The organism is Vibrio sp. NFR, assembly GCF_027587095.1.
GTDB classification, from domain to species: Bacteria; Pseudomonadota; Gammaproteobacteria; order Enterobacterales; family Vibrionaceae; genus Vibrio; species Vibrio harveyi.
Genome location: NZ_JAPPTN010000006.1, coordinates 47,446 through 71,597, shown reverse-complemented (window position 1 = coordinate 71,597; position 24,152 = coordinate 47,446). Strand labels below are relative to the sequence as shown.

At 45.8% G+C, this 24,152-nt stretch carries 18 protein-coding genes and 7 tRNA genes; 3 read left to right on the top strand and 22 right to left on the bottom strand.

The genetic code is table 11. From position 1 onward, the window contains the following. The first annotated feature begins 22 nt into the window (after positions 1-22). Both OH463_RS13170 and OH463_RS13165 read left to right on the top strand, forming a co-directional pair. Positions 23-817 carry a cytochrome C assembly family protein gene (locus OH463_RS13170; protein ID WP_005446240.1) on the top strand — a complete coding sequence of 265 codons (795 nt, stop codon included), beginning with the start codon at positions 23-25 and terminating at the stop codon, positions 815-817. 154 nt (positions 818-971) lie between these two features. Next, positions 972-2,246: an HlyC/CorC family transporter gene (locus OH463_RS13165; RefSeq protein WP_005446238.1), complete on the top strand. Its 1,275-nt coding sequence runs from the start codon at positions 972-974 to the stop codon at positions 2,244-2,246. 92 nt (positions 2,247-2,338) lie between these two features. On the opposite strand, the gene luxS is transcribed toward OH463_RS13165, so the two are convergent. From luxS to pncC, 22 genes are all read right to left on the bottom strand, one after another. After that, positions 2,339-2,857, bottom strand: a complete 519-nt coding sequence (gene luxS / locus OH463_RS13160; RefSeq protein WP_005448429.1) for an S-ribosylhomocysteine lyase — start codon at positions 2,855-2,857, stop codon at positions 2,339-2,341. An 85-nt stretch (positions 2,858-2,942) separates the two neighbouring features. Next, positions 2,943-3,548, bottom strand: coding sequence for a transglycosylase SLT domain-containing protein (locus OH463_RS13155; RefSeq protein ID WP_029790340.1), 606 nt, complete (start codon positions 3,546-3,548; stop codon positions 2,943-2,945). A gap of 9 nt (positions 3,549-3,557) precedes the next feature. Beyond that, complete coding sequence (gene gshA, locus OH463_RS13150; protein ID WP_269991441.1) at positions 3,558-5,135, bottom strand: glutamate--cysteine ligase; 1,578 nt, start codon at positions 5,133-5,135, stop codon at positions 3,558-3,560. Between the two features lie 163 nt (positions 5,136-5,298). Beyond that, positions 5,299-8,142 (bottom strand): M16 family metallopeptidase, encoded by a 2,844-nt coding sequence (locus OH463_RS13145; RefSeq protein ID WP_061065382.1) that lies wholly within the window; start codon positions 8,140-8,142, stop codon positions 5,299-5,301. Between the two features lie 9 nt (positions 8,143-8,151). Continuing rightward, positions 8,152-8,613 (bottom strand): YqaA family protein, encoded by a 462-nt coding sequence (locus tag OH463_RS13140; protein WP_009698760.1) that lies wholly within the window; start codon positions 8,611-8,613, stop codon positions 8,152-8,154. Next, positions 8,607-9,557: an NADP-dependent oxidoreductase gene (locus OH463_RS13135; RefSeq protein WP_009698761.1), complete on the bottom strand. Its 951-nt coding sequence runs from the start codon at positions 9,555-9,557 to the stop codon at positions 8,607-8,609. The genes OH463_RS13140 and OH463_RS13135 overlap by 7 nt, the downstream gene beginning before the upstream one ends. Positions 9,558-9,705: 148 nt before the next feature. Continuing rightward, on the bottom strand, positions 9,706-10,836 hold the full coding sequence (locus OH463_RS13130; RefSeq protein ID WP_269991440.1) for a sodium ion-translocating decarboxylase subunit beta: 1,131 nt from the start codon (positions 10,834-10,836) through the stop codon (positions 9,706-9,708). Between the two features lie 9 nt (positions 10,837-10,845). After that, positions 10,846-12,639 (bottom strand): sodium-extruding oxaloacetate decarboxylase subunit alpha, encoded by a 1,794-nt coding sequence (gene oadA / locus OH463_RS13125; RefSeq protein WP_005448438.1) that lies wholly within the window; start codon positions 12,637-12,639, stop codon positions 10,846-10,848. Between the two features lie 33 nt (positions 12,640-12,672). Further along, a complete protein-coding gene (locus OH463_RS13120; protein ID WP_005448441.1) occupies positions 12,673-12,930 on the bottom strand; it encodes an oxaloacetate decarboxylase subunit gamma in 258 nt (85 codons plus the stop codon). 595 nt (positions 12,931-13,525) lie between these two features. Further along, positions 13,526-13,602, bottom strand: a tRNA-Arg gene (locus OH463_RS13115). 57 nt (positions 13,603-13,659) lie between these two features. Then, a tRNA-Arg gene (locus OH463_RS13110) sits at positions 13,660-13,736 on the bottom strand. A gap of 57 nt (positions 13,737-13,793) precedes the next feature. Continuing rightward, positions 13,794-13,870, bottom strand: a tRNA-Arg gene (locus tag OH463_RS13105). A 56-nt stretch (positions 13,871-13,926) separates the two neighbouring features. After that, positions 13,927-14,003, bottom strand: a tRNA-Arg gene (locus OH463_RS13100). 85 nt (positions 14,004-14,088) lie between these two features. After that, positions 14,089-14,180: transfer RNA gene (locus tag OH463_RS13095), tRNA-Ser, on the bottom strand. Between the two features lie 29 nt (positions 14,181-14,209). Further along, a tRNA-Arg gene (locus OH463_RS13090) sits at positions 14,210-14,286 on the bottom strand. 31 nt (positions 14,287-14,317) lie between these two features. Beyond that, positions 14,318-14,409, bottom strand: a tRNA-Ser gene (locus tag OH463_RS13085). 243 nt (positions 14,410-14,652) lie between these two features. Then, positions 14,653-14,850, bottom strand: a complete 198-nt coding sequence (gene csrA, locus OH463_RS13080; protein WP_004415691.1) for a carbon storage regulator CsrA — start codon at positions 14,848-14,850, stop codon at positions 14,653-14,655. 92 nt (positions 14,851-14,942) lie between these two features. Continuing rightward, positions 14,943-16,130, bottom strand: a complete 1,188-nt coding sequence (locus OH463_RS13075; protein WP_005452123.1) for an aspartate kinase — start codon at positions 16,128-16,130, stop codon at positions 14,943-14,945. Between the two features lie 202 nt (positions 16,131-16,332). Further along, positions 16,333-18,915, bottom strand: coding sequence for an alanine--tRNA ligase (gene alaS / locus OH463_RS13070; protein ID WP_045490051.1), 2,583 nt, complete (start codon positions 18,913-18,915; stop codon positions 16,333-16,335). A 142-nt stretch (positions 18,916-19,057) separates the two neighbouring features. After that, positions 19,058-19,525 carry a recombination regulator RecX gene (gene recX, locus OH463_RS13065; RefSeq protein ID WP_269991439.1) on the bottom strand — a complete coding sequence of 156 codons (468 nt, stop codon included), beginning with the start codon at positions 19,523-19,525 and terminating at the stop codon, positions 19,058-19,060. A 206-nt stretch (positions 19,526-19,731) separates the two neighbouring features. Then, the gene (gene recA / locus OH463_RS13060) at positions 19,732-20,775 is read right to left on the bottom strand and encodes a recombinase RecA (protein WP_005436413.1); all 1,044 of its coding nucleotides are present in this window, start codon (positions 20,773-20,775) and stop codon (positions 19,732-19,734) included. A 201-nt stretch (positions 20,776-20,976) separates the two neighbouring features. Beyond that, a complete protein-coding gene (gene pncC / locus OH463_RS13055; RefSeq protein ID WP_009703950.1) occupies positions 20,977-21,459 on the bottom strand; it encodes a nicotinamide-nucleotide amidase in 483 nt (160 codons plus the stop codon). 85 nt (positions 21,460-21,544) lie between these two features. Here pncC and mutS point away from each other — a divergent pair, with 85 nt between their 5' ends. Beyond that, positions 21,545-24,106 (top strand): DNA mismatch repair protein MutS, encoded by a 2,562-nt coding sequence (gene mutS / locus OH463_RS13050; RefSeq protein WP_009698766.1) that lies wholly within the window; start codon positions 21,545-21,547, stop codon positions 24,104-24,106. Positions 24,107-24,152 lie beyond the last annotated feature (46 nt).

Sequence of the window (24,152 nt, the reverse complement as noted above, 5' to 3'; positions counted from 1 at the left end):
TGCACAATAACTCTTAAGATTCATGGATAGCTTAATTGCCATCGCAGCCGCCATTCTTTACGTTCTGGCAATTGCGACCATCATTCCCGGACTCTCTCAACAGTCAGGAATTAAAGCGAAAACCGTATTTGCCAGCGCGGCATGTGCGTTGGTTTTTCACGCTTGGATTCTGAGTGATCTGATTTTCGACGGTTCAGGGCAAAACCTCAGCATTCTTAATGTCGCCTCTCTTATCAGCTTTATTATCTCACTGGTGATGAGCGTTGCGATGTTGAAGAACCGCTTGTGGTTCCTTCTTCCTGTGGTTTATAGCTTTGCTGCCATCAATTTAACTGCTGCTACTTTCTTACCAAGCACTTTTATTAAGCATTTAGAGAACGACCCTAAGCTACTTATACACATTTCATTTGCGCTCTTTTCCTACGCAACTTTAACTATCGGTGCCCTATACGCACTGCAACTTGCGTGGCTCGACCACAAACTAAAAGCCAAGAAGTCGTTAGCAATTAATCCGAATTTGCCACCTTTGATGATGGTAGAGCGTCAACTGTTCAAGATTATTTTGATTGGTAACTTGCTCCTAACGGGAACCTTAATTACTGGTTTTGTTTTTGTACAAGACATGTTTGCTCAAGGAAAAGCTCATAAAGGTATCCTTTCTTTCATCGCTTGGGTTGTGTACTCAATTCTACTTTGGGGGCATTACCAGAAAGGCTGGCGAGGCAAGAAAGTGACATGGTTCGCGGTAGCAGGGGCGACCTTGTTAACCTTAGCGTACTTCGGTAGTCGCTTTGTGAAAGAAATCATCTTAAGTTGATGTTCTCCATCTATAAAATGCAATTAATAAGGAGCCTAGGGCTCCTTATCCTTTATATTAAAGGGCAAATAAAATAGAGTAACCCTTATTGCATTGACTTAATGGCCAAGCTCGGTCATAAATTAACCAAACACATACAAGGAACAGCAGCGTTTTGGACGACATATCTACGGGTATCTTATTTGCGCTACTCGCGTGTCTTATCGTCATATCAGGTTACTTCTCCGGTTCAGAAACAGGGATGATGTCTTTGAACCGATACCGCTTAAAGCACTTAGCCAATAATGGGCATAAAGGGGCGAAGCGAGTCGAAAAACTACTAGACCGCCCAGATCGACTGATTGGTCTTATTCTTATCGGTAACAACCTCGTCAATATTCTCGCGTCTGCCATCGCGACCATTTTAGGTATGCGGTTATACGGAGACTTAGGGGTTGCGATTGCCACTGGCGCACTCACCATGGTTGTCCTTGTGTTTGCAGAAGTCACACCGAAGACCATCGCCTCGCTTTACCCTGAGCGCGTCTCTTACGCGAGCAGCATTCTCCTCACCATTCTAATGAAAATTCTGTCACCTCTGGTGAGGTTAGTTAACTTCATTACTAACGGTTTTATCCGTTTGATTGGTGTGAAAGCCGACCACACCACAGAAGATCATCTAAGCTCAGAAGAACTGCGCACCGTCGTTAATGAAGCAGGCGGTCTTATCCCTCGTCGTCACCAAGACATGTTGGTATCGATTCTGGATCTAGAACACGTCACCGTTAACGACATCATGGTGCCACGTAATGAGATCACAGGGATCGACATCAATGATGATTGGAAATCTATCGTCCGTCAGCTGACTCACTCTCCTCATGGTCGCATTGTGTTGTACCGTGATCAGATTGATGAAGTCGTTGGTATGCTGCGCCTACGTGAAGCATACCGATTAATGCTAGAGAAGAATGAATTCAACAAAGAAACACTACTCCGCGCTGCTGATGAGGTGTACTACATCCCAGAAGGTACGCCACTGAATGTGCAGATGTTGAAATTCCAGCGTAACAAGCAGCGTATCGGTTTGATTGTCGATGAGTATGGTGACATTAATGGTCTCGTCACTTTGGAAGATATCTTAGAAGAGATTGTTGGTGAATTTACGACTTCCATTGCACCAAGCTTGTCAGAAGAGATTACTCCTCAAGGTGACGGCAGCTTCCTAATTGAAGGTAGCGCCAACATTCGTGACATCAACAAAGGCTTGAAATGGAAACTACCAACCGATGGTCCACGCACTTTGAATGGTCTGATTCTAGAGCATTTAGAAGACATTCCTGAAAGCCACTTGAGTGTGCAAGTTGCCGGACATCCAATGGAAATTGTCGATATTGAAGAGAACCGCATCAAGCTGGTGAAGGTGTACCCAAAGCTCAAGAAGAGCAGTTAACTTCACCACTTTGAATATTCTAATCAACAAAAAAATAGCCTGACAGTGTCAGGCTATTTTTTTGTTTTCAGAGATCTAAACTCAACGCTAAGTTAGTCGATACGTAACTCTTTCAGCATAGATTCTGGCAGTGCCAAATCATCATTCTTATTGACTGCAACGCCCGCTTCTAGAATGTTTTTCGCGATTTGCTTTGCCTCATCTAAAGAGTGCATTGCAGCTGTACCACATTGGTATTCATTCAGCTCAGGGATCTTGTTTTGACTTTCTACTTTCAATACGTCTTCCATTGCTGCAACCCAAGCATCCGCCACTTGCTGCTCTGAAGGCGTACCAATCAAGCTCATGTAAAAACCGGTACGGCAACCCATTGGTGAGATATCGATGATCTCAACGCTATCACCGTTTAAGTGGTTGCGCATAAAGCCAGCGTACAAATGCTCTAAAGTGTGAATTCCCTTCTCAGAAAGGATGTCTTTGTTCGGTGCAGTAAAACGTAAGTCAAATACTGTGATGGTGTCTCCCTTTGGAGTTTGCATCGTTTTAGCCACACGAACTGCTGGCGCATGCATACGTGTGTGGTCTACGGTAAAACTGTCTAATAAAGGCATTACATCTCTCCTGATTGTAACCTCCAATACTTACACGTATTGGTCATTATTTCTGTTCATTTCCCCTCTGAGTATTAAGGGGAGACTAAAAGAACCAGCTGCTGTTGTCTTCTAATTCCTGACGACATTGCTTCAGCTGCCAGCCATAAGTCTTGGCGGTTTGCTCCACGCGTCTTGCAACTTTAACTAAGCTAGGTTTGCTTTTATAGGTCCCACGCTTATAACCACCACGTCCTTCATGGTACGCAAGATACTGGTTGTAAGGGTCCCATAACGAAATGCCTAATTGACGACGAGTCTCATGGGTATACCAACCGACAAACATCATTGAATCGTCAAAATTGGTGCGTGAACCACCTTGTCCTGTCGCTTTTTGAAAATCTTCCCAAGCAGGGTCTTGAGCTTGAGCATAACCGTAAGCACTGCTGACACGTCCCCATGGAATAAAACCGAGAATGTAATCTTTTGGCGGTCGAGCATCATGACGAAAGCTACTTTCTTGCTTAATGATCGCCATAGCAACATTTATCGGTGTGCCCCACTCTTCTTCCATGTCTTTGGCATCTTCGTACCAACCGGATTTTTCTCGGAATATTTCACATAGGTTATCTTGTTGCTTTGGGGGCGCAGTTGCACAACCGGCTAACATCACGCTCCCAAGCACAGACACCACTAACGGCTTAATGTCCAATCCCTGCCCTTACTGCTGGTTATTTTTTAAGTAAGCAAAGTAATCTTCTAGGAAATCATCGAACGATAGAGTATCGCTTTGCTCTGCTTGTTTTTGTTTCTCTACCGATGTTGCAACTTCCGTTTCCATTGCATCGGCTGAATATTGTTCATAGTTGTGTGCTAGGTTTTCTTCGCGGAATTTCATGCCAAGCGCACAACCCACTTTACCTAAACCACCATGCTCTTTTGTCAGCTCAAGCAACTGACCAGAAATGGTTAGCTCTGGCTCATCAATCCAAGACTCAAGTTTGTCACAAACTGCTTGGTACGCATTTCCACCAGCAACCGAGTCCATTTCAACCGCAATCTGACGAAGGTCAGCAAACACACGATGTGCCCAGTCTTGTAGAGACAGGCGCTCACCTTGGCAACCGATTTGTAGCATCAAACCTTTCTCACGACCAGACACAATGACCTTGTTCCAGTTGTCACGCCAGCATTCAAGCTCACAGTTGTCCATTGGGTCAGAATCTGAAAGTGCCGCCCAAGTAAGGAATAGATCAAGGAAGCGAACCTGCTCTTCACTCACACCAACGGCGCTGAACGGGTTCACATCTAGCGAACGAACTTCAATGTACTCTACACCGCCACGTTTAAGCGCTTCAGAAGGTTTTTCACCGCTCTTAGTTACACGTTTAGGACGAATTGGCGCGTACAGTTCGTTTTCAATTTGCAGAATGTTCGAGTTAAGTTGACGGTATTGACCATCCACTTTTACCCCAATCTGAGCAAACTCTTCCGACGGGTGACGAATTGCATCGTCTAGACCATCAAGATACTGCTCGATAGAGTTAAAGCCAATCTTAAGTACGCTTTGTGCGCTGTTGGTGTAACCGAGATCACTTAGGCGCAGCGACGTCGCTTTAGGCAAGTATAGAGTGCCGCCAACTTTCTCAAATGGTAGGTCAGTTTCACGACCTTGAATGAATGAACCACAAAGTGCTGGTGACGCCCCAAAGAAGTACGGAATCATCCAGCCAAAACGGTAGTAATTACGAATCAGCGCAAAGTACGCAGCAGATTTCGTTTCTTGGCGTGCTTCTTCATCTTGTTCGCCATGCAGAGCGTCCCAGAATGATTCAGGAAAAGAGAAGTTAAAATGCACGCCCGAGATAATTTGCATCAGGCTACCGTAGCGGCGTTTTAGACCTTCACGATAAAGCGTTTTCATTTTAGCTGAGTTCGATGAGCCATATTGTGCCAGCTGAATATCATCCTCCGAGCCCACGTAACATGGCATTGAAAGTGGCCACATTTTCTCTTCACCCATTTTGGTTTGAGTGAAGTGATGGATATCTTTCAACTGCCCCATTAATTCAGGGATCTCGTGCGATACAGGAGTGATGAACTCCAGCAGGGATTCTGAAAAGTCGGTCGTAATCCATTTGTTTGTGAACGCTGAGCCCAAACCCTCGGGATGAGGTGTTGTTGCTAGGTGTCCATCCTGACGATAGCGCAAAGTTTCTCGCTCAACACCGCGTCCAAACTGCTTAAATACTTCTGGGTTTGATGCAACTTGTTTTAGTCGCGCAGCAAAATCAGTCAAAATGAGGTTCGCTTATATTGGGAGCAGGACACTCGCCAAGCGTGGCAAGTGAAAGCTAAGTTATTGATATATAATCCATCTAGATAAATAACCCATCAAAAAGTCATTTATCTAGTTAGAAACGAATAGCGGAGAGTCTCCTCTCCGCTATTAAATGTGTACTCTATCGAATGATTTCAAGCTCTTCCACGTCTTTCCCTAACTTTTCTAGTTGAGGGCGAAGGGATTTCGCGTCCCCGACAACAACTATCTGGTAGTCATTCGGGTCGAACCATTTCTGTGCTAGAGCGTTGAGAGTCTGTTTGTCGACAGTCTCAACAATAGCGTTTCGTTGCTGTAAGTAGTCTTTGTCTAAGTTGTATTTCAAAATATCACTGATGAGTTTGCTTTTCTGTGTAGGCGTCTCATATTTCAGTGCATCTTTTTGACCGACTGCTTGGCGCATAAATTTCAATTCATCTTCAGTCATGCCCGATTGTGAGAACTCATTCAACTCATTCTCCATTTCTACAATAGAGGCAATGGTCGAATCCGCACGCACTTGCGCTGTAAATACAACAGAACCCGTTTCTACATTTCCAGAGAAATAGCCATAGGCACCATAAGTGTAGCCTTTGTCTTCACGAAGGTTTTGGTTGATACGACTGTTAAAGTTACCGGCTAAGTTGAAATTTGCTAACTGACCCAGATAGAAATCTCCCGTCGCATCATAAGGCATGCCTTGACGGACCATCATGACCACACTTTGCGGAGCTCCTGGCTTATCCACCAAATGAACTTTTTGTGGACCTAGCGGAGCAATGGCTTGAGGGGCATACAAAGGTGCCGCTTCATCTTCCCAATTTGCCCAAAACGACAATTGTTTCTCAACGTCAGCTTTGCTGATATCACCAACCGCAATAATTTGCGCACTTTGAGGTGTGTAGTGCTTCGCATAGAAATCACGCACGTCATCGAGAGTCAGAGCTTGGAGCCCCGCTTTGGTGCCATCTTTTGGACGAGCAAAAATAGAATCTCCGTACAATACTTGACGGCTAGCTTGCGACGCCATCCAACTTGGTTTTTGATGCTCATACACCAAGCCTTCTAACGCTTGCGTCTTAACTCGGTCAAAGTCTTCTTGCTTAAATGCCGGAGACAACAACATCTCTTCGACAATCTTAAGTGTTGGCGCTAGGTTCTTCTTCAGGGCGGAAACACTAATGTCTGTTGTGTAACCTGTTGCATCGACAGAAATAACACTACCTAACTTATCAAGTTCAGCTTGAATCTCTTCTACCGAACGTTTGGTTGTTCCTTCTTGCAGCATAGCGGCAGTCAGTTGAGCCAAACCTTCCTTACCAGCTTCAACGAAACGTGTTCCAGCTGGTAAACTAAACTGCATGGTGACGGTTGGTGTTTCACTGCTTACTGTACCCAACAACTCAGAACCATTGTTGAAGTGGATGTCATACAACTTCGGCATGGTTGCCTCAACAGGCTCACCCACTGGCGGTTGAACAGAACGGTCAAAGTTGTCAGTTGCTCGGCGGTAAGCCAATTGATCGTCTGAGATTTTTTCATACTCAGGAAGAGTGCGTTTTGGTGTCACGAATGTCGCTGGTTTCACAGCAAGCTCTGTTTTACCTTTTGGCACAACACTCAAGGTGACCTTGTTCTTACCTTGAATAAAATCACTGTATGCTTTTTCTACCGACTCAGGCGTTACAGCACGAAGTTGCTCAAGCTGTTCCTCAATCAAATCTGGCTTGCCGAAGAAAGTTTGATTCGACGCTAGCTGTGTCACTTTACCTTTCACACTTTCTAAAGCGAAAATCGCATCGGCTTCAGATTGACCTTTAAGTTGCTCCAAACGATCTTTCGTCACCCCGTCCTTCGCAAACTTACCCAACGATGTCATCAGCTCATCATATAGCTTGGTGAGGTCGCCTTTATCACCAGAATCACCCATCGCGTAGACGTAAAAATTACAAGAAAGCTCAGCACAGTCATGGAAAGAACCTGCATCGACTGCTTTTTGTGTTTTTACTAGGTCTTGGTAAAGCACGCTGTTAGTACCACTACCTAACACGCTTGATAGAGTATCAAGTGACGCTTGAGTGGCTTCGCCATTGTAGGTTGTCGGCCATGCCACCATAACCATTGGTTGCTGGATACGATCTTCTAAGGTGATGAATTTACTTTCTGCTAGCTTTGCAGGCTGCTTAGGTGCATTTTCCACTTCAGGTCCGCGAGGGATTGAACCAAAGTACTTATTCACCCACGCTAATGTTTGCTCAACATCGATATCACCACCAATGGTCAGTACTGCGTTGTTTGGACCATACCAACGTAGGAAGAAGGCTTTCAGATCGTTCACATCAACGCGGTCAAGATCTTCAACGTAGCCGATCGTTTGCCACGAGTATGGATGACCTTCTGGGTACAGCGCCTCTGCCATGCGTTCCCAAATCAAACCATAAGGACGGTTGTCATAACGCTGCGCGCGTTCGTTTTTAACTGTTGAGCGTTGAATTTCAAACTTATGCTGTGAGACGGCATCGAGCAAAAAGCCCATGCGGTCTGACTCAAGCCACAACATTTTTTCTAACTGATTAGCAGGAACAGTTTCAAAGTAGTTCGTGCGGTCACGGTTAGTCGTGCCGTTTAGTGTACCGCCAGCTTCTGTAATGATCTTAAAGTGCTCTTGGTCACCAACGTTCTCAGAACCTTGGAACATCATATGCTCGAAGAAGTGAGCAAAACCAGATTTGCCAATTTCTTCACGTGCCGAACCAACGTGATATGTGACATCAACGTGTACAAGTGGATCCGACGCTTCAGGTGCCAGAATGACCGTCAAACCATTGTCCAACTGATACTTCTGGTATGGAATTTTCACTTTGCCTTCTTCCGCTTTTGATGACTCTACGAAAGTAACTCCATCAGGCAATGATGATACAGGGGAGTTTGATGCACAGCCCGTGATCACTAATAGTGAACACGCGCTAACCCAAAACATTCTCATGCGCTTTCCTTAAAATAAACCGAGATAGATGGCGGCCAACAAGCTATACCTTGCGGCTTTGCCTAAAAATATAAGAACCAAACACGGCAGAAATTTCATCCTTAACCATCCTGCCGCTAAACATAGCGGGTCGCCAATCACTGGCAACCAACTAAAAAACAATCCCCAATACCCGTATTTGGACAGCCACTTCAATGCGGTATGCCCATGCTTCTCATCCTGAGTTCTATTTGGAATCCACAAACCCAACCAATAGTTGGTGAGACCGCCCAAGGTATTACCAATGGTGGCAACAATAATGATGGAAGAAACCGAGTATTGGTTTAACGATAAGGTGGCAATCAATCCAGCTTCAGAGCCACCTGGCAATAGAGTGGCACTAAGAAAACCAGTAATGAATAGCACCCACAATGCGGAGTCAGAAAACCATAAAGCTAAGTTTTCAAAGGCAGCATTAAATGCCTCTAACATGTCATATCAAGCAAGATCTTGCCTCGCGTCCGCCCCGATTCGACTTGTTTGTGAGCTTCAATAACATCGGTCATCGGATAGACGTATTGTACTTCAGTTTTTAACAGCCCAACGCCAACCATGTACAACAAAGTGTCAAGTTGTTCACGGTCAGGTTCGACTAACATACCGCTGGCTTCAAAACCAAGTAACTTGGCTTTTTCACAAATCAGTTCTGCAGTAATCGTTGGAACAGTAATGACTCGAGCGTTATCTGTCAGGCATTTGAGTGCGTCTAAAGCGGCATCGCCACCAACAAGATCAATCAAAACATCCACATCTTCAACACGTTCTGACACTGGTGCAAATTGATAGTTCACTGCGTGTGCACCTAAAGTAGCGAGGTAGTCCAAATTTCGTTCACTACAGGTGGTAAACACTTCTGCTTTGGTCGCAACTGCAATTTGCACGGCTAAGTGACCAACACCACCCGCTCCGGCAAGTATCAATACACGGTCACCTTCAGTCACATTAGCTTTACTCAGCGCTTGAGCCGCAGTTTGACCTGCAAGTGGCAATACTGCCGCTGCCTCTAAGGCGACCGAATTGGGAACGTAACTTAATTCAGATTCAGGAACACAAACGTATTGGCTGTAACCGCCTCCTCGAATAGGGAAACCGATAAAGCCAGCTACCTCATCCCCCTCTTGAAAACGAGAGGTATCTTCGCCACATGAAACGACTTTCCCCGAAATATCATAACCGGGTACCCAAGGTAAGTTGTCTTTGTTTTGTGCCGCAGCCCAACCAAGCCCCGCTCGCGTTTTGACATCAATAGGGTTAACGCCAGAGTATGCCACTTTAACTAAGACTTCCCCTGTTTGTGGGGTTGGTGTTGAGGTGGTTTGAATTGCAAGAACTTCTGCGTTGCCGAATTCGGTAATAGCGATCTGTTTGTGTTCCATAACCCATTCCCTGAGAGAAAACAAAAAGGGATGCAAGAGCATCCCTTTGACTATAAACCATTTTGTTTACCGAAGTTAATCGTCAATTTGTAAATTGGTAGATAATTCTATTTCACCAATTTTCCAACAAACAACTCAAGATGGTGTACTACCCCACCAGTGCCAGTAAGATACCAGCGGCAACCGCCGATCCAAGAACACCGGCTACGTTTGGTCCCATTGCGTGCATCAGCAAGAAATTTTGTGGGTTTGCTTCCAAACCGACCTTGTTCACAACACGCGCTGCCATTGGTACTGCAGAAACGCCTGCAGCACCGATAAGTGGGTTGATGTCTTCTTTCGAGAACTTATTGAGAAGCTTCGCCATCAAAACACCTGCCCCAGTACCGATACTGAATGCGATTGCACCGAGTCCCAAGATACCTAGCGTTTCTAGATTCAAGAACTGCTCAGCTTGCAGCTTAGAGCCCACACCAAGACCTAAGAAGATCGTTACGATATTGATCAGCTCATTCTGAGCGGTTTTCGATAAACGATCCACCACGCCAGCTTCACGCATCAAGTTACCCAGACAGAACATACCAACCAACGGTGTCGCGGAAGGTAAGAACAAAATCGTCATCAGTAACACAGCAAGCGGGAAGATTACTTTCTCCCACTTACCAACGTGACGCAGCTGGGCCATCTTGATCTGGCGTTCTTCCTTCGTGGTTAGGGCTTTCATGATCGGCGGCTGAATGATCGGCACCAGTGCCATGTAGCTGTATGCCGCCACGGCAATCGCACCTAACAGGTCTGGAGAGAGCTTACTCGCTAAGAAGATCGCCGTTGGGCCATCCGCACCACCGATAATCGCGATAGACGACGCATCCGCCATGGAGAACTCCATACCCGGAACATAGTTAAGCAGAATCGCCCCAAATAGCGTCGCGAAAATACCAAACTGCGCCGCAGCACCTAGCCACAAGGTTTTTGGGTTTGCAATCAAAGCACCAAAATCAGTCATCGCCCCCACGCCCATGAAGATCAGCAGCGGGAACACGCCCGATTCGATACCAATGTAATAAACGTAGTAGAGCAAACCACCTGGTTCGGTAAAGCCAGCATTGGGAATGTTCGCTAAAATGGCACCAAAACCAATAGGTAATAACAGTAAGGGTTCAAAGCCTTTTTTGATCGCCAAAAACAGCAAGGTGCAACCAACCAGCATCATACAGATTTGGCCGAACTCAAAGTTAGCGATCCCTGTTTCTGACCATAAGGTCATCAATCCGTCCATGATACTCCCTTACGCCAGACTCAGCAGTGGTGAACCAACAGTAACGGCATCACCTTCTTTCACGTTCAGTTCTTGAACCACCCCACCGCGCGCAGCACGAACTTCAGTTTCCATCTTCATAGCTTCTAGGATGAGTAGAACGTCACCTTCCGCTACTTCAGCACCGGGCTGAACATTCACTTTAAAGATGTTACCAGCAAGAGGTGCAGGAACCGCTTCAGCAGCACTATTAACAGGAGCATTTGGCGCTGCAGGTTGAACCGGTGCGGTTGCCCCACTTGGCGTTACCGATGTTAATTGCCCCTGCGGACCTACTTCAACTTCATAAACTTGCCCATCAACTCGCACGCTGTATGTTTCAACACCACCAGCAGCAGCCTGTGTTACTTGTGCAGCGGCAGGTTTCGCAGCTTCTAACGTTGGTGCTGGCTCAAACGCATCTGGGTTGCCACGGTTTTTCAGGAATTTCAGACCAACTTGAGGGAATAACGCGTAAGTTAATACATCATCGACACGTTCGCTCGCAAGCTTAATGCCTTCAGATTGCGCTTTCTCCATCAAATCAACAGTTAGGGTTTCCATTTCCGCTTCAAGCAAGTCCGCTGGACGACAGGTAATTGCCTCTTTACCATCAAGTACTTTCGCTTGTAATTCAGCATTAACTGGCGCAGGAGCGGCACCGTATTCACCTTTTAAAACACCTGCCGTTTCTTTGGTGATGCTCTTGTAGCGCTCACCTGTCAGAACGTTGATTACCGCTTGAGTACCAACAATCTGAGATGTCGGCGTGACCAGTGGAATAAAGCCAAGATCTTCACGTACACGTGGGATCTCTTCCAATACTTCATCAATTCGGTCCGCAGCGCCTTGCTCTTTTAACTGACCTTCCATGTTGGTCAGCATGCCCCCTGGAACTTGGGCGATTAGAATGCGTGAATCCACACCTTTTAGCTGACCTTCCCACTTCGCGTATTTTTTACGTACTTCACGGAAGTAAGCCGCGATAGGCTCGATTTGGTCTAGTTTCAGATTAGTATCTCGCTCAGTGCCTTGCAGCATCGCAACCACGGTCTCAGTAGGCGTATGACCGTATGTACAACTCATCGAAGAAATCGCAGTATCAAGAATATCGATACCCGCTTCTACAGCTTTCACGGCAGTAGCAGTAGATAGACCGGTCGTTGCATGACAGTGAAGCGCTAGTGGCACATCACAAGATGCTTTGATGCGTGTGATCAGCTCTTCCGCTTCATAAGGTTTAAGCAGACCAGACATATCTTTAATACAAAGAGAGTGACAACCTAAGTCTTCAAGACGTTTAGCAAGGTCAACCCATGTGTCTGCGTTATGCACTGGGCTCGTGGTATAAGACAATGTTCCTTGCGCATGTGCACCAACATCAACAGTGGCTTTCACCGCTTTTTGGAAGTTACGTACGTCATTCATTGCATCAAAGATACGGAATACATCCATACCATTCACGTGCGCACGCTCAACAAACTTCTCTACTACGTCATCGGCATAATGGCGGTATCCTAAAAGGTTTTGACCACGCAGTAGCATTTGCATTGGTGTATTTGGCATTGCTTTTTTCAATTCGCGTAGGCGCTCCCATGGGTCTTCACCCAAGAAACGGATACACGCATCAAATGTTGCGCCACCCCAGGTCTCTAACGACCAGTAACCAACCTTATCTAACTCAGCTGCGATAGGCAGCATATCTTCGATACGCATACGCGTAGCAAACAGGGATTGATGGGCGTCACGAAGGACCACATCAGTGATAGCTAGTGGTTTAGACATGCTCTTAAACTCCTTTTTAATCCTATCTTTCGGCTACTTCGCGACTGAGGCGCGATGTTTATGAATCGCAGCCGAGATCGCCGCCACTACTTGTGGACTAACAGCTGAAGAGGTTGATTGAACGTTGGTATTTGTTTTCGGTGCTGCGATCGGCGCTGGTACTTCTTCTGGCACCAATTTAGACATTAGCCGAACGAGATAAACTAGAATGGTGAGGAAAATAAATACGACCGCCATCCCTGTTAGCATCAGGGTGGCCGCATCTACTAGCAGGCTTCCTATATTCGTCATGTTGCTTCCTTTCTTTGTCATCCTGACAATGCGCAGGACTTTAATAGCGTCAAATCCCGACCAATGGATTATCTCGATTGGTTAAATTTTGTCAATTTTGTTTAAGGAAGCTTTTAAATAATCTCTAACATTGATTATTTATTCACTACTCAGATCACAAATTGCACTAAAATTCACTTCCCTAGTGGGATCGCTCAACATATAACCACACTAAATTAAAGTACTTGCAAAAACTGCGATTGGGATTTCAAAATGAAAAGAGGCTTTAAGAATAAAGTGAAATAAAAACAAAAGGATAGAATAAATTAACACATCAAACACACGACATTAACAATAATAAAACATTAGTTTTATTATCGATGTTTGGATGGGGTTCTCTACCATCGTAAATCAATCAGGCTCGAGAAAGCGCAAGGTGGAGCTTTAAGATGACTATTTAAGCGAAACAAGCGTATTAGCGAAAATAGCTCAGGATCAGGCGCTTGAAGCAGAATCAAGCGCGAAGAAGCGGTGATAAATACGCAAGAGAGACACAATATCTTAGCCAAGCAGCAGATACAAAAAAGCCTCGCATAAGCGAGGCTTTTTTAAAGAGTGGCGCGTCCTGGAGGATTCGAACCTCCGACCGCCTGGTTCGTAGCCAGGTACTCTATCCAGCTGAGCTAAGGACGCACGGGTTTCGATATCAGTATTCCCAATATCAGGAGTTCACAAGGAAACCCTAAAGAGTGGCGCGTCCTGGAGGATTCGAACCTCCGACCGCCTGGTTCGTAGCCAGGTACTCTATCCAGCTGAGCTAAGGACGCGCAGTTTTCGATATCAGCATTCCCAATATCAGGAGTTCACAAGGAAACCCTAAAGAGTGGCGCGTCCTGGAGGATTCGAACCTCCGACCGCCTGGTTCGTAGCCAGGTACTCTATCCAGCTGAGCTAAGGACGCGCAGTAATCTTTATTTTACTTTGTATAACCCGTTTATCAAACGAATTATTAAATAGTGGCGCGTCCTGGAGGATTCGAACCTCCGACCGCCTGGTTCGTAGCCAGGTACTCTATCCAGCTGAGCTAAGGACGCGCAGATCTTCTTGCTAAGAAGTTGTGAAGTAAATCACATTCATTTCTTACGAAACAAAAAAAAGGCCGTCGGGCCAGTCAATGAATGGCGGTGAAGGAGGGATTCGAACCCTCGATACGGGATAAACCGTATACTCCCTTAGCAGGGGAGCGCCTTCAGCCTCTCGGCCACCTCACCGTTTTCATTGTTATATCTCAAAAGAGATATGGCGCGTCCTGGAGGATTCGAACCTCCGACCGCCTGGTTCGTAGCCAGGTACTCTATCCAGCTGAGCTAAGGACGCACTTTTTGTTGATTTCTCAACGTTGCAAGAATGGCGGTGAAGGAGGGATTCGAACCCTCGATACGGGATAAACCGTATACTCCCTTAGCAGGGGAGCGCCTTCAGCCTCTCGGCCACCTCACCGTCTTGCGGAGGCACATATTACGTTTTACCGAAAATATGTCAAACACTTTCTTTGAAAAAAAACGCAAAAATCGCTTAACCGATGCGGATTTAATCAAAGTGACTATTAAACAAACTTTACCACCCTATTATGATGAAAAAAAGAGAGTCTTCTCTTAAAAAATGACATTAATCAGAAACTAAAAAGGCTAGCCCTTCGGCTAGCCTTTTTCATTCAAACTAAGCTCTGTAAACAGGAGCAGCTTAGTAGTTACCAGAAGCAACGTTACCATTGCCTTTTTCAGCTTGAATGCGCATGTAGATTTCTTCACGGTGAACAGAAACCTCTTTCGGAGCGTTAACGCCGATACGTACTTGGTTACCTTTAACACCTAGTACAGTTACAGTCACTTCATCACCAATCATAAGTGTTTCGCCTACGCGGCGAGTCAAAATTAGCATTCTTTGCTCCTTGAGTAATCTCTAAATTTTCTTGCTACAAAGCTATTATCCAACAAAAGTTATATTTTCGTAAACTACCTTGTCACTGAAAATTAGCCCAAAAAGGCATGTTTTTGCTGAATGTTCAATGCTTCACTAGATGTAACGTAAGCATCATGAAGAATGTTTGCTGCTGCATCCACACACATAGGTGGTAAGACTAGCATCATAGTGAGTGCATTCGTTGAACAGAAATTGATTGCAATATCTTGCTGTGCCAACAATTCACAGGCATGGTCAACCATTCCATTGGCTTCTAGCCCCACAGCGGTCAACAGGCTTACAGCTTCACTATTACGGATTTTATCGCTGAACACCAGATCCAACTTGGCACATGCATCTTGTTTTATCATGATACCTGTTCGTTCTGTTTCCTCGATCACATTCCAAATGTCGATACCCAACATCTGACATTGCTTTGTAATGCTAGACAAATGTTCGTTGTCGACTTCAATAATGGCAAGGTCACGTTGAATGGCTATACCAGAGACGGCTTTTGAGCCTGCTTCCCCTTTTACTAAACTGCCTTCGTTCAAATCAAATGTCGAAAGCACGCGTAGCGGTACATTGTTCTTCCAAGCATACTGCACAGAAGGAAGATGTAAGACCTTTGCTCCGCGGCTAGCCATCGCTTCCATCGAAGGAAAATCAATAACTGCCATCTTTTGAGCGTTTTTTACTACACGTGGGTCACAAGTATAAATACCATCAACGTCGGTAAAGATTTGACACTCATCAGCGCTTAACGCGCCAGCCAGTGTCACTGCGCTCGTATCTGAGCCACCTCGACCTAATGTGGTGATATCCCCATTTTCATTCACACCTTGGAATCCTGCTACGATCACGATTTGGTCTTGTTCAAGTAAATCCAGAATCGTAGAAGTATCAATGTGTTTAATCGTCGCGTCATTGTGTTGATTGTCCGTCACAATGTTCGCTTGTGCTCCGGTAAGTGAGCGTGCAGCGTAACCCAATTTATTCAGAGTCATTGCTAGCAGTGCCATCGACACTTGCTCACCAGCAGAGAGCAAAACATCAAGTTCTCGAGCAGTTGGAACGCTATCTACTTGCTTAGCCAGTTCCATTAGTCGGTTTGTTTCGCCTGACATTGCAGACACAACAACGACAACTTGATTACCATCATTCTTCGCCTTAATGATGTGTTCAGCTACCTGGTGGATTCTTTCAATTGAACCCACAGAGGTTCCACCAAACTTTTGCACGATAAGGGGCTTTTTCACCAGTCTTCACCTTCCCAAGACCAAAGTCTCATTAGGACCACTCATACTCCATTGAGATAAATTATATAAGCGGTAGTTACAACAAAAACCAAGCAGCGTAAATGACCTGGTTAAAATACGGTCAATTAAACCACTTGGTTACCATAAAAAAATTACGCCCAATCAAAGAAGCTTGATTGAGCGTAAATCATTTTTTAAAAGCTTATAGGCGTTCTTCTAGCCAAGGCTGCACAGACTGAATCGCCGCAGGTAGCGCTGCAACATCAGTACCACCCGCTTGCGCCATGTCAGGACGACCACCGCCTTTACCGCCAACTTGCTCAGCAACCATCTTAACTAAGTCACCCGCTTTAACTTTGCCGATAAGGTCTTTGGTTACACCTGCAATCAGACCGATCTTGTCATCGTTCACGTTTGCAAGAAGGATAACGCCGCTACCGACTTGGTTTTTGATGTCATCAACCATAGTACGTAGGTTCTTGTTATCTGCGCCTTCTAGAGCAGCAATCAGTACTTTAGTACCGTTGATGTCCTGAACTTTGCCCATGATGTTTGCGCTTTCTGCCGCAGCCATCTTGTCTTTCAGTTTCTGGATTTCTTTCTCTAGAGATTTTGCTTTCTGTGCTGATTCAGCCAGTTTCTCTTCGTACTTAGCCGCTTGAGCTTCGATTGCATCTAGTGCACCTTCACCCGTTACCGCTTCGATACGACGGATACCTGCTGCGATACCACCTTCAGATGTGATCTTGAATAGACCGATATCACCTGTGTTTGAAGCGTGGATACCACCACAAAGTTCAGTAGAGAAGTCGCCCATAGACAGTACGCGTACTTCGTCGTCGTACTTCTCGCCGAATAGTGCCATTGCGCCTTTCTTCTTCGCAGACTCAATGTCCATCACGTTGGTTTCAATCGTGTGGTTGCGACGAATTTGCGCGTTGACTAGACGCTCTACTTCTTTCAGCTCTGCTGCAGTTACGGCTTCTAGGTGTGAGAAGTCGAAACGTAGGCTGTCAGCTTTCACTAGAGAGCCTTTCTGCGTTACGTGCTCACCAAGAACTTGGCGAAGAGCTGCGTGTAGTAAGTGCGTTGCTGAGTGGTTTAGAGAGATAGCTGCGCGACGCTCTGCGTCAACGATAGTTGCTACTTCGTCGCCTTTCGCTAGAACGCCTTCTGCCATTACACCGTGGTGTGCGATTGCGTTACCTAGCTTTTGAGTATCTTCAACACGGAATACACCAGCTTCAGTGCGGATTTCACCAGCGTCACCACATTGACCACCTGACTCTGCGTAGAATGGTGTCTCACCAAGCACGATGATTGCTTTGTCGCCTGCAGATAGAGATTCTACTTCGTTGCCTTCAACGAACATCGCCGCTACAGAGCTAGAGCCTTTAGTACCTGTGTAACCACAGAATTCTGTTTGCGTATCAACTTTGATTGCTGCGTTGTAGTCAGTACCGAAGTTACCAGCTTCACGCGCACGTTGACGCTGCTCTTCCATCGCTTTCTCGAAACCTTCTTCGTCGATAGCGAACTCACGCTCACGTGCAACGTCGTTAGTTAAGTCAGCTGGGAAGCCGTAAGTATCGTAAAGTTTAAATACGGTTTCGCCGTCTAGTACTTTACCGTCTAGGTTATCTAGTGCTTCGTTTAGAATCGCCATACCGCGCTCAAGTGTACGACCGAAGTTTTCTTCTTCGATACGCAGTACTTTTTCAACCACAGCTTGTTGACGCTTCAGCTCTTCACCAGCCGTACCCATGATTTCCGCTAGTACACCAACCAGTTTGTGGAAGAATGCACCTTGTGCGCCTAGCTTGTTACCGTGACGAACTGCACGACGGATGATACGACGTAGAACGTAACCACGACCTTCGTTTGAAGGCATAACGCCATCAACGATCAGGAATGAACATGAACGGATGTGGTCAGCGATAACGCGTAGCGATTGGTTTGATAGATCTTCGTAACCAATCACTTCAGCAGCAGCTTTGATAAGAGCTTGGAATACATCGATTTCGTAGTTTGAGTGAACGCCTTGCATGATTGCAGAGATACGCTCGATACCCATACCAGTATCTACCGATGGTTTTGGTAGCGGTTCCATAGTGCCGTCTGCGTGACGGTTGAACTGCATAAATACGTTGTTCCAGATCTCGATGAAACGGTCACCATCTTCTTCAGGTGTGCCAGGACGGCCACCCCAGATGTGCTCACCGTGATCGTAGAAGATTTCAGTACATGGACCACAAGGACCCGTGTCACCCATTTGCCAGAAGTTATCTGACTCGTATGGTTTACCACCTTTCTTGTCGCCGATGCGAATAATGCGGTCTGCTGGAACGCCTACTTTTTTGTTCCAGATATCGAATGCTTCGTCGTCTGTCTCGTAAACTGTTACAAGTAGACGGTCTGCTGGCAGCTTAAGGGTTTCTGTTAGGAATTCCCATGCGAAAGAAATTGCGTCTTCCTTGAAGTAGTCACCAAAGCTGAAGTTACCTAGCATTTCAAAGAAAGTGTGGTGACGAGCTGTAAAGCCAACGTTTTCCAGGTCGTTGTGTTTACCACCAGCACGTACACAACGTTGAGCCGTAGTCGCTCGAGTGTAGGCTCGTTTTTCTAAGCCTAAGAAACAATCTTTAAATTGGTTCATACCCGCGTTTGTGAACAGCAGGGTTGGGTCGTTATGTGGAACTAACGATGAACTTTCTACGATTTGGTGTCCTTTGCTCTCAAAGAACTTGAGGAACGCGTTACGAACCTCATCAGTGCTCATGTACATGCAGCTCTTCCTGAAAATAGTCGAGTTAGAATTTTGCCGTATTGTAGATCATGCAATCAGCTACGACTAGTTTTCTTGCGGAAAAGAGGCATTAGAAGAAAAAATTTGAAGCAAAACAAAAAACAGTGCGAACGACTGACCGTTAATCTTCGTCCTCAAAGCTCAGCGCATAGCTAATTTGGTCAAAACTGTAGCCACGATATTGCAGAAATCGCACTTGTTTAGCGTACTCTTTCTGGTCTTTGGCTTTTATTCCTTTGAATTTCTTCTCTGCAGCCATTCTTGCCAGTTCAAACCAGTCTTGTGGCTCTTCTGCCATTGCCATATCGATGATGGATTCTGCTACACGTTTTTGGTTCAATTCTTGACGAATTCGGCGCTCGCCATGCCCTTTGTAAACATGTTGACGCACTTGGCTTTTGGCATAGCGCAGGTCATCCAAATAGTTGTGGTCGAGACAAAAATTGATTGCCGATTCTATGTCTGCCTCTTCATAGCCTTTTAGAGCCAGCTTTTTGTATAACTCGTATTGCCCATGGTCTCGACGGCTCAATAATTGAATAGCCGCTTCTTTGCTAGATAGAGTCGGCGCTTGACGCTTTTGGTACATGGTGATCCTAAAACTATTTTTGCTGTACAGGATTTATCTCAATCGTAGTAAATAACCGCTCACTCTAACCTACTAACACGCTAGTTCTGAACGCTTGCCTACCCTAATTGATATAAGCCCAGCCTTTGTTTTTTCGATTTTTATTTCAGCAGATACAACAAAGCCCCGCATAGCAGGGCCTTGTTCAATATGACTTAGTAAGAAGATTAAAACTCTTCTTCTTGCTCTGATTTTTCACCTGATTCTGGTGCTTCAGGTAGTGCTGGTGAAAGTAGCATTTCACGCAGTTTAGTATCGATAGTCTTACCGATTTCTGGGTTTTCGCGTAGGTAGTTACAAGCGTTTGCTTTACCTTGACCAATCTTGTCGCCTTGGTAGCTGTACCATGCACCTGCTTTTTCAACTAGCTTGTGCTTCACGCCTAGGTCAATCAGTTCGCCTTCGCGGTTGAAACCTTGGCCGTACATGATTTGCGTGTTTGCTTCTTTAAACGGTGCAGCAATCTTGTTCTTAACAACTTTGATGCGCGTTTCGTTACCTACTACTTCGTCACCTTCTTTGATTGCGCCAGTACGACGGATATCTAGACGAACAGAAGCGTAGAACTTAAGTGCGTTACCACCAGTCGTTGTTTCTGGGTTACCGAACATCACACCAATCTTCATACGGATTTGGTTGATGAAGATACACATACAGTTAGACTGTTTTAGGTTACCCGTTAGCTTACGCATTGCTTGAGAAAGCATACGTGCTTGAAGACCCATGTGGCTGTCGCCCATTTCGCCTTCAATTTCTGCTTTTGGTGTTAGTGCTGCAACTGAGTCGACAACCATAACGTCGATAGCACCAGAACGTGCAAGTGCGTCACAGATCTCTAGCGCTTGCTCACCCGTATCAGGCTGAGAAACCAATAGTGCGTCGATATCAACGCCAAGTTTCTTCGCGTATACAGGGTCTAGCGCGTGCTCTGCATCGATAAACGCACAAGTTTTGCCTTCACGTTGCGCAGCAGCAATAAGCTCAAGAGTTAGCGTTGTTTTACCTGAAGATTCTGGACCGTAGATTTCTACGATACGACCCATTGGTAGACCACCAGCACCCAAAGCGATATCAAGAGAAAGAGAACCCGTTGAGATGGTTTCTACGTCCATTGCGCGGTTATCACCAAGGCGCATGATAGAGCCTTTACCGAATTGCTTTTCAATTTGACCTAGCGCAGCGGCGAGCGCTTTCTGTTTGTTCTCGTCCATTACTTTCTCCGATTTATTCATCTTGTTTTGGGCGACGAATAGTAATTCATTTTTCTTAAGCAGAAGAACTGCTCAGCAATGAAAGTCATTATACTGTTGATTCATACAGTGTCCATACCTGTATGAAAAAAATTTGACTAACCTAAAGCCATGATTTGCTCTAGCCCTTATCAAATCTGGGCTAAGGCAATTTCACAAATTCTAAATCAGATGTTGATACAATTGAGTCAGTGCGTGTTCGACCGCTTTTTTGCGAACTTGAGCACGGTCACCAGTGAAATGCATGGTATCCACTTGCTGCCAGTTTTGGTTATCAGCGAAGGCAAAACAGACCGTACCGACAGGTTTCTCTTCACTGCCTCCTCCTGGTCCAGCAATACCACTGATGGACACGCCGATAGTAGCATTCGAATTACGAATGGCACCTTGTACCATTTCAATCACAACGGGTTCGCTCACCGCACCATGAGCTTCCAACGTTGAAGCTTGTACACCAAGCATCTCCATTTTGGCTTCATTACTGTAAGTGACAAACGCCCGGTCAAGCCACGCAGAACTGCCAGCAATATCAGTAATAGCAGTTGCAACACCGCCACCCGTGCATGATTCTGCCGTCGTTAAAACATGTCCATGCTTAGCCAATAATGCACCTAAATCGGCACTCAATTTTGTTGCTCGTTCCATAGCCAAAAATGCCCTTTGTCTCTTTTTACTTGATAGGGATTCACGTATCCTAAGCCGCTACGGAAATAAACAAAAGTACTTACCTGTGAAAGCTGAACAAAAACACACTCCGATGATGCAGCAATATCTCAAGCTAAAGGCTGAGAACCCAGAAATCTTGCTGTTTTACCGCATGGGCGACTTCTACGAACTCTTCTACGACGATGCTAAACGCGCATCTCAATTGCTTGATATTTCGTTGACTAAACGTGGTGCATCGGCAGGTGAACCTATCCCGATGGCTGGCGTTCCATTCCACGCCGTTGAAGGTTATCTAGCCAAACTTGTTCAGCTTGGTGAGTCTGTCGCGATCTGTGAACAGATTGGCGATCCTGCAACAAGTAAAGGTCCAGTTGAACGTAAAGTAGTACGCATTGTTACACCAGGTACCGTAACCGACGAAGCACTGCTGTCAGAGCGTATCGACAACCTGATTGCGTCTATTTACCATCACAATGGTAAGTTCGGTTACGCGACATTGGATGTGACTTCGGGTCGCTTCCAATTAGTTGAGCCTGAAACCGAAGAAGCAATGGCTGCTGAACTGCAACGTACTGCACCTCGTGAATTACTCTTCCCTGAAGATTTTGAACCCGTACATCTGATGTCGAACCGTAACGGTAACCGTCGTCGTCCTGTCTGGGAATTTGAGCTAGATACCGCTAAGCAGCAGTTGAACCAACAATTTGGTACGCGCGACTTGGTAGGCTTTGGGGTTGAGCACGCTTCACTGGGTCTGTGTGCTGCGGGTTGTTTGATCCAATACGTAAAAGATACTCAGCGTACTGCCCTACCACACATTCGTTCATTGACGTTTGATCGCCAAGATCACTCAGTCATTCTTGATGCGGCAACACGTCGCAACTTAGAGTTGACGCAAAACCTATCTGGTGGGACCGATAACACGCTAGCCGAAGTACTCGATCACTGTGCGACCCCAATGGGCAGCCGTATGCTGAAGCGTTGGTTACATCAACCAATGCGCTGTGTCGATACTCTTAACAACCGTCTTGATGCAATTGGTGAGATCAAAGATCAGAGCTTGTTCACCGACATTCAACCAATCTTCAAACAAATTGGTGACATCGAGCGTATCCTAGCCCGTTTGGCGCTGCGCTCAGCACGTCCGCGCGATATGGCTCGTCTACGCCATGCGATGCAACAGTTGCCAGAGTTGGAAGCAGTCACTTCTTCTCTAGCTCACCCATACCTTAAAAAGTTGGCTCAATTTGCTGCGCCAATGGATGAGGTATGCGACTTACTTGAGCGCGCAATCAAAGAAAACCCGCCAGTGGTTATTCGCGAGGGAGGCGTGATTGCAGAAGGCTACAATGCGGAACTTGATGAATGGCGAAAGCTTGCAGACGGCGCAACCGAGTATCTTGAAAAACTCGAAGCAGACGAGCGAGAACGTCATGGTATCGACACCCTAAAAGTTGGCTACAACGCTGTACACGGTTTCTTCATTCAGGTTAGCCGTGGTCAAAGCCACTTGGTTCCACCACACTATGTACGTCGCCAAACACTGAAAAATGCAGAACGCTATATCATTCCAGAGTTGAAAGAGCACGAAGATAAAGTTCTGAATTCAAAATCAAAAGCGCTAGCAGTTGAGAAAAAACTGTGGGAAGAGCTATTTGATTTGTTGATGCCAAACCTTGAGAAGATGCAAAACCTTGCTTCGGCGATCTCTCAGTTGGACGTACTACAAAACCTAGCCGAGCGTGCAGATTCACTTGATTACTGTCGCCCAACATTGGACAAAGAAGCGGGCATTAGCATTCAAGCAGGTCGTCATCCTGTCGTGGAGCAAGTAACAAGCGAACCATTTATAGCTAACCCAATTGAACTGAGCTCAGATCGTAAGATGTTGATCATCACCGGTCCAAACATGGGTGGTAAATCAACCTACATGCGCCAGACTGCATTGATTGCTTTGATGGCTCACATTGGTTCATACGTTCCTGCAGAATCAGCTCATATTGGCTCTCTAGACCGCATCTTTACTCGTATCGGTGCATCTGATGATTTGGCATCTGGCCGTTCAACCTTCATGGTAGAAATGACTGAAACCGCCAACATTCTTCACAACGCCACTAAGAACAGCTTGGTGCTGATGGATGAAATTGGTCGCGGTACCAGTACTTACGATGGTCTGTCTTTGGCATGGGCAAGTGCAGAATGGCTTGCAACTCAGATTGGGGCAATGACTCTGTTCGCAACGCACTACTTCGAACTGACTGAGCTGCCAAACTTGCTGCCAAATCTCGCTAACGTTCACCTTGATGCGGTAGAACACGGTGACAGCATTGCCTTTATGCATGCCGTTCAAGAAGGCGCGGCAAGCAAGTCTTATGGTCTAGCGGTTGCTGGTTTAGCGGGCGTTCCAAAACCAGTCATCAAGAATGCACGTCACAAACTGTCGCAGCTTGAACAATTAGGTCAAGGTAATGACTCACCTCGTCCGAGTACCGTTGATGTGGCAAACCAACTCAGCCTGATCCCTGAACCTAGTGATGTTGAACAAGCATTGTCGAATATCGATCCTGATGATTTAACGCCGCGTCAGGCACTGGAAGAGCTATACCGCTTGAAGAAGATGCTCTAGTTCTTGGGCTAACTGGTACAGTAAAACGCAAAAAGGCTATGGTCAC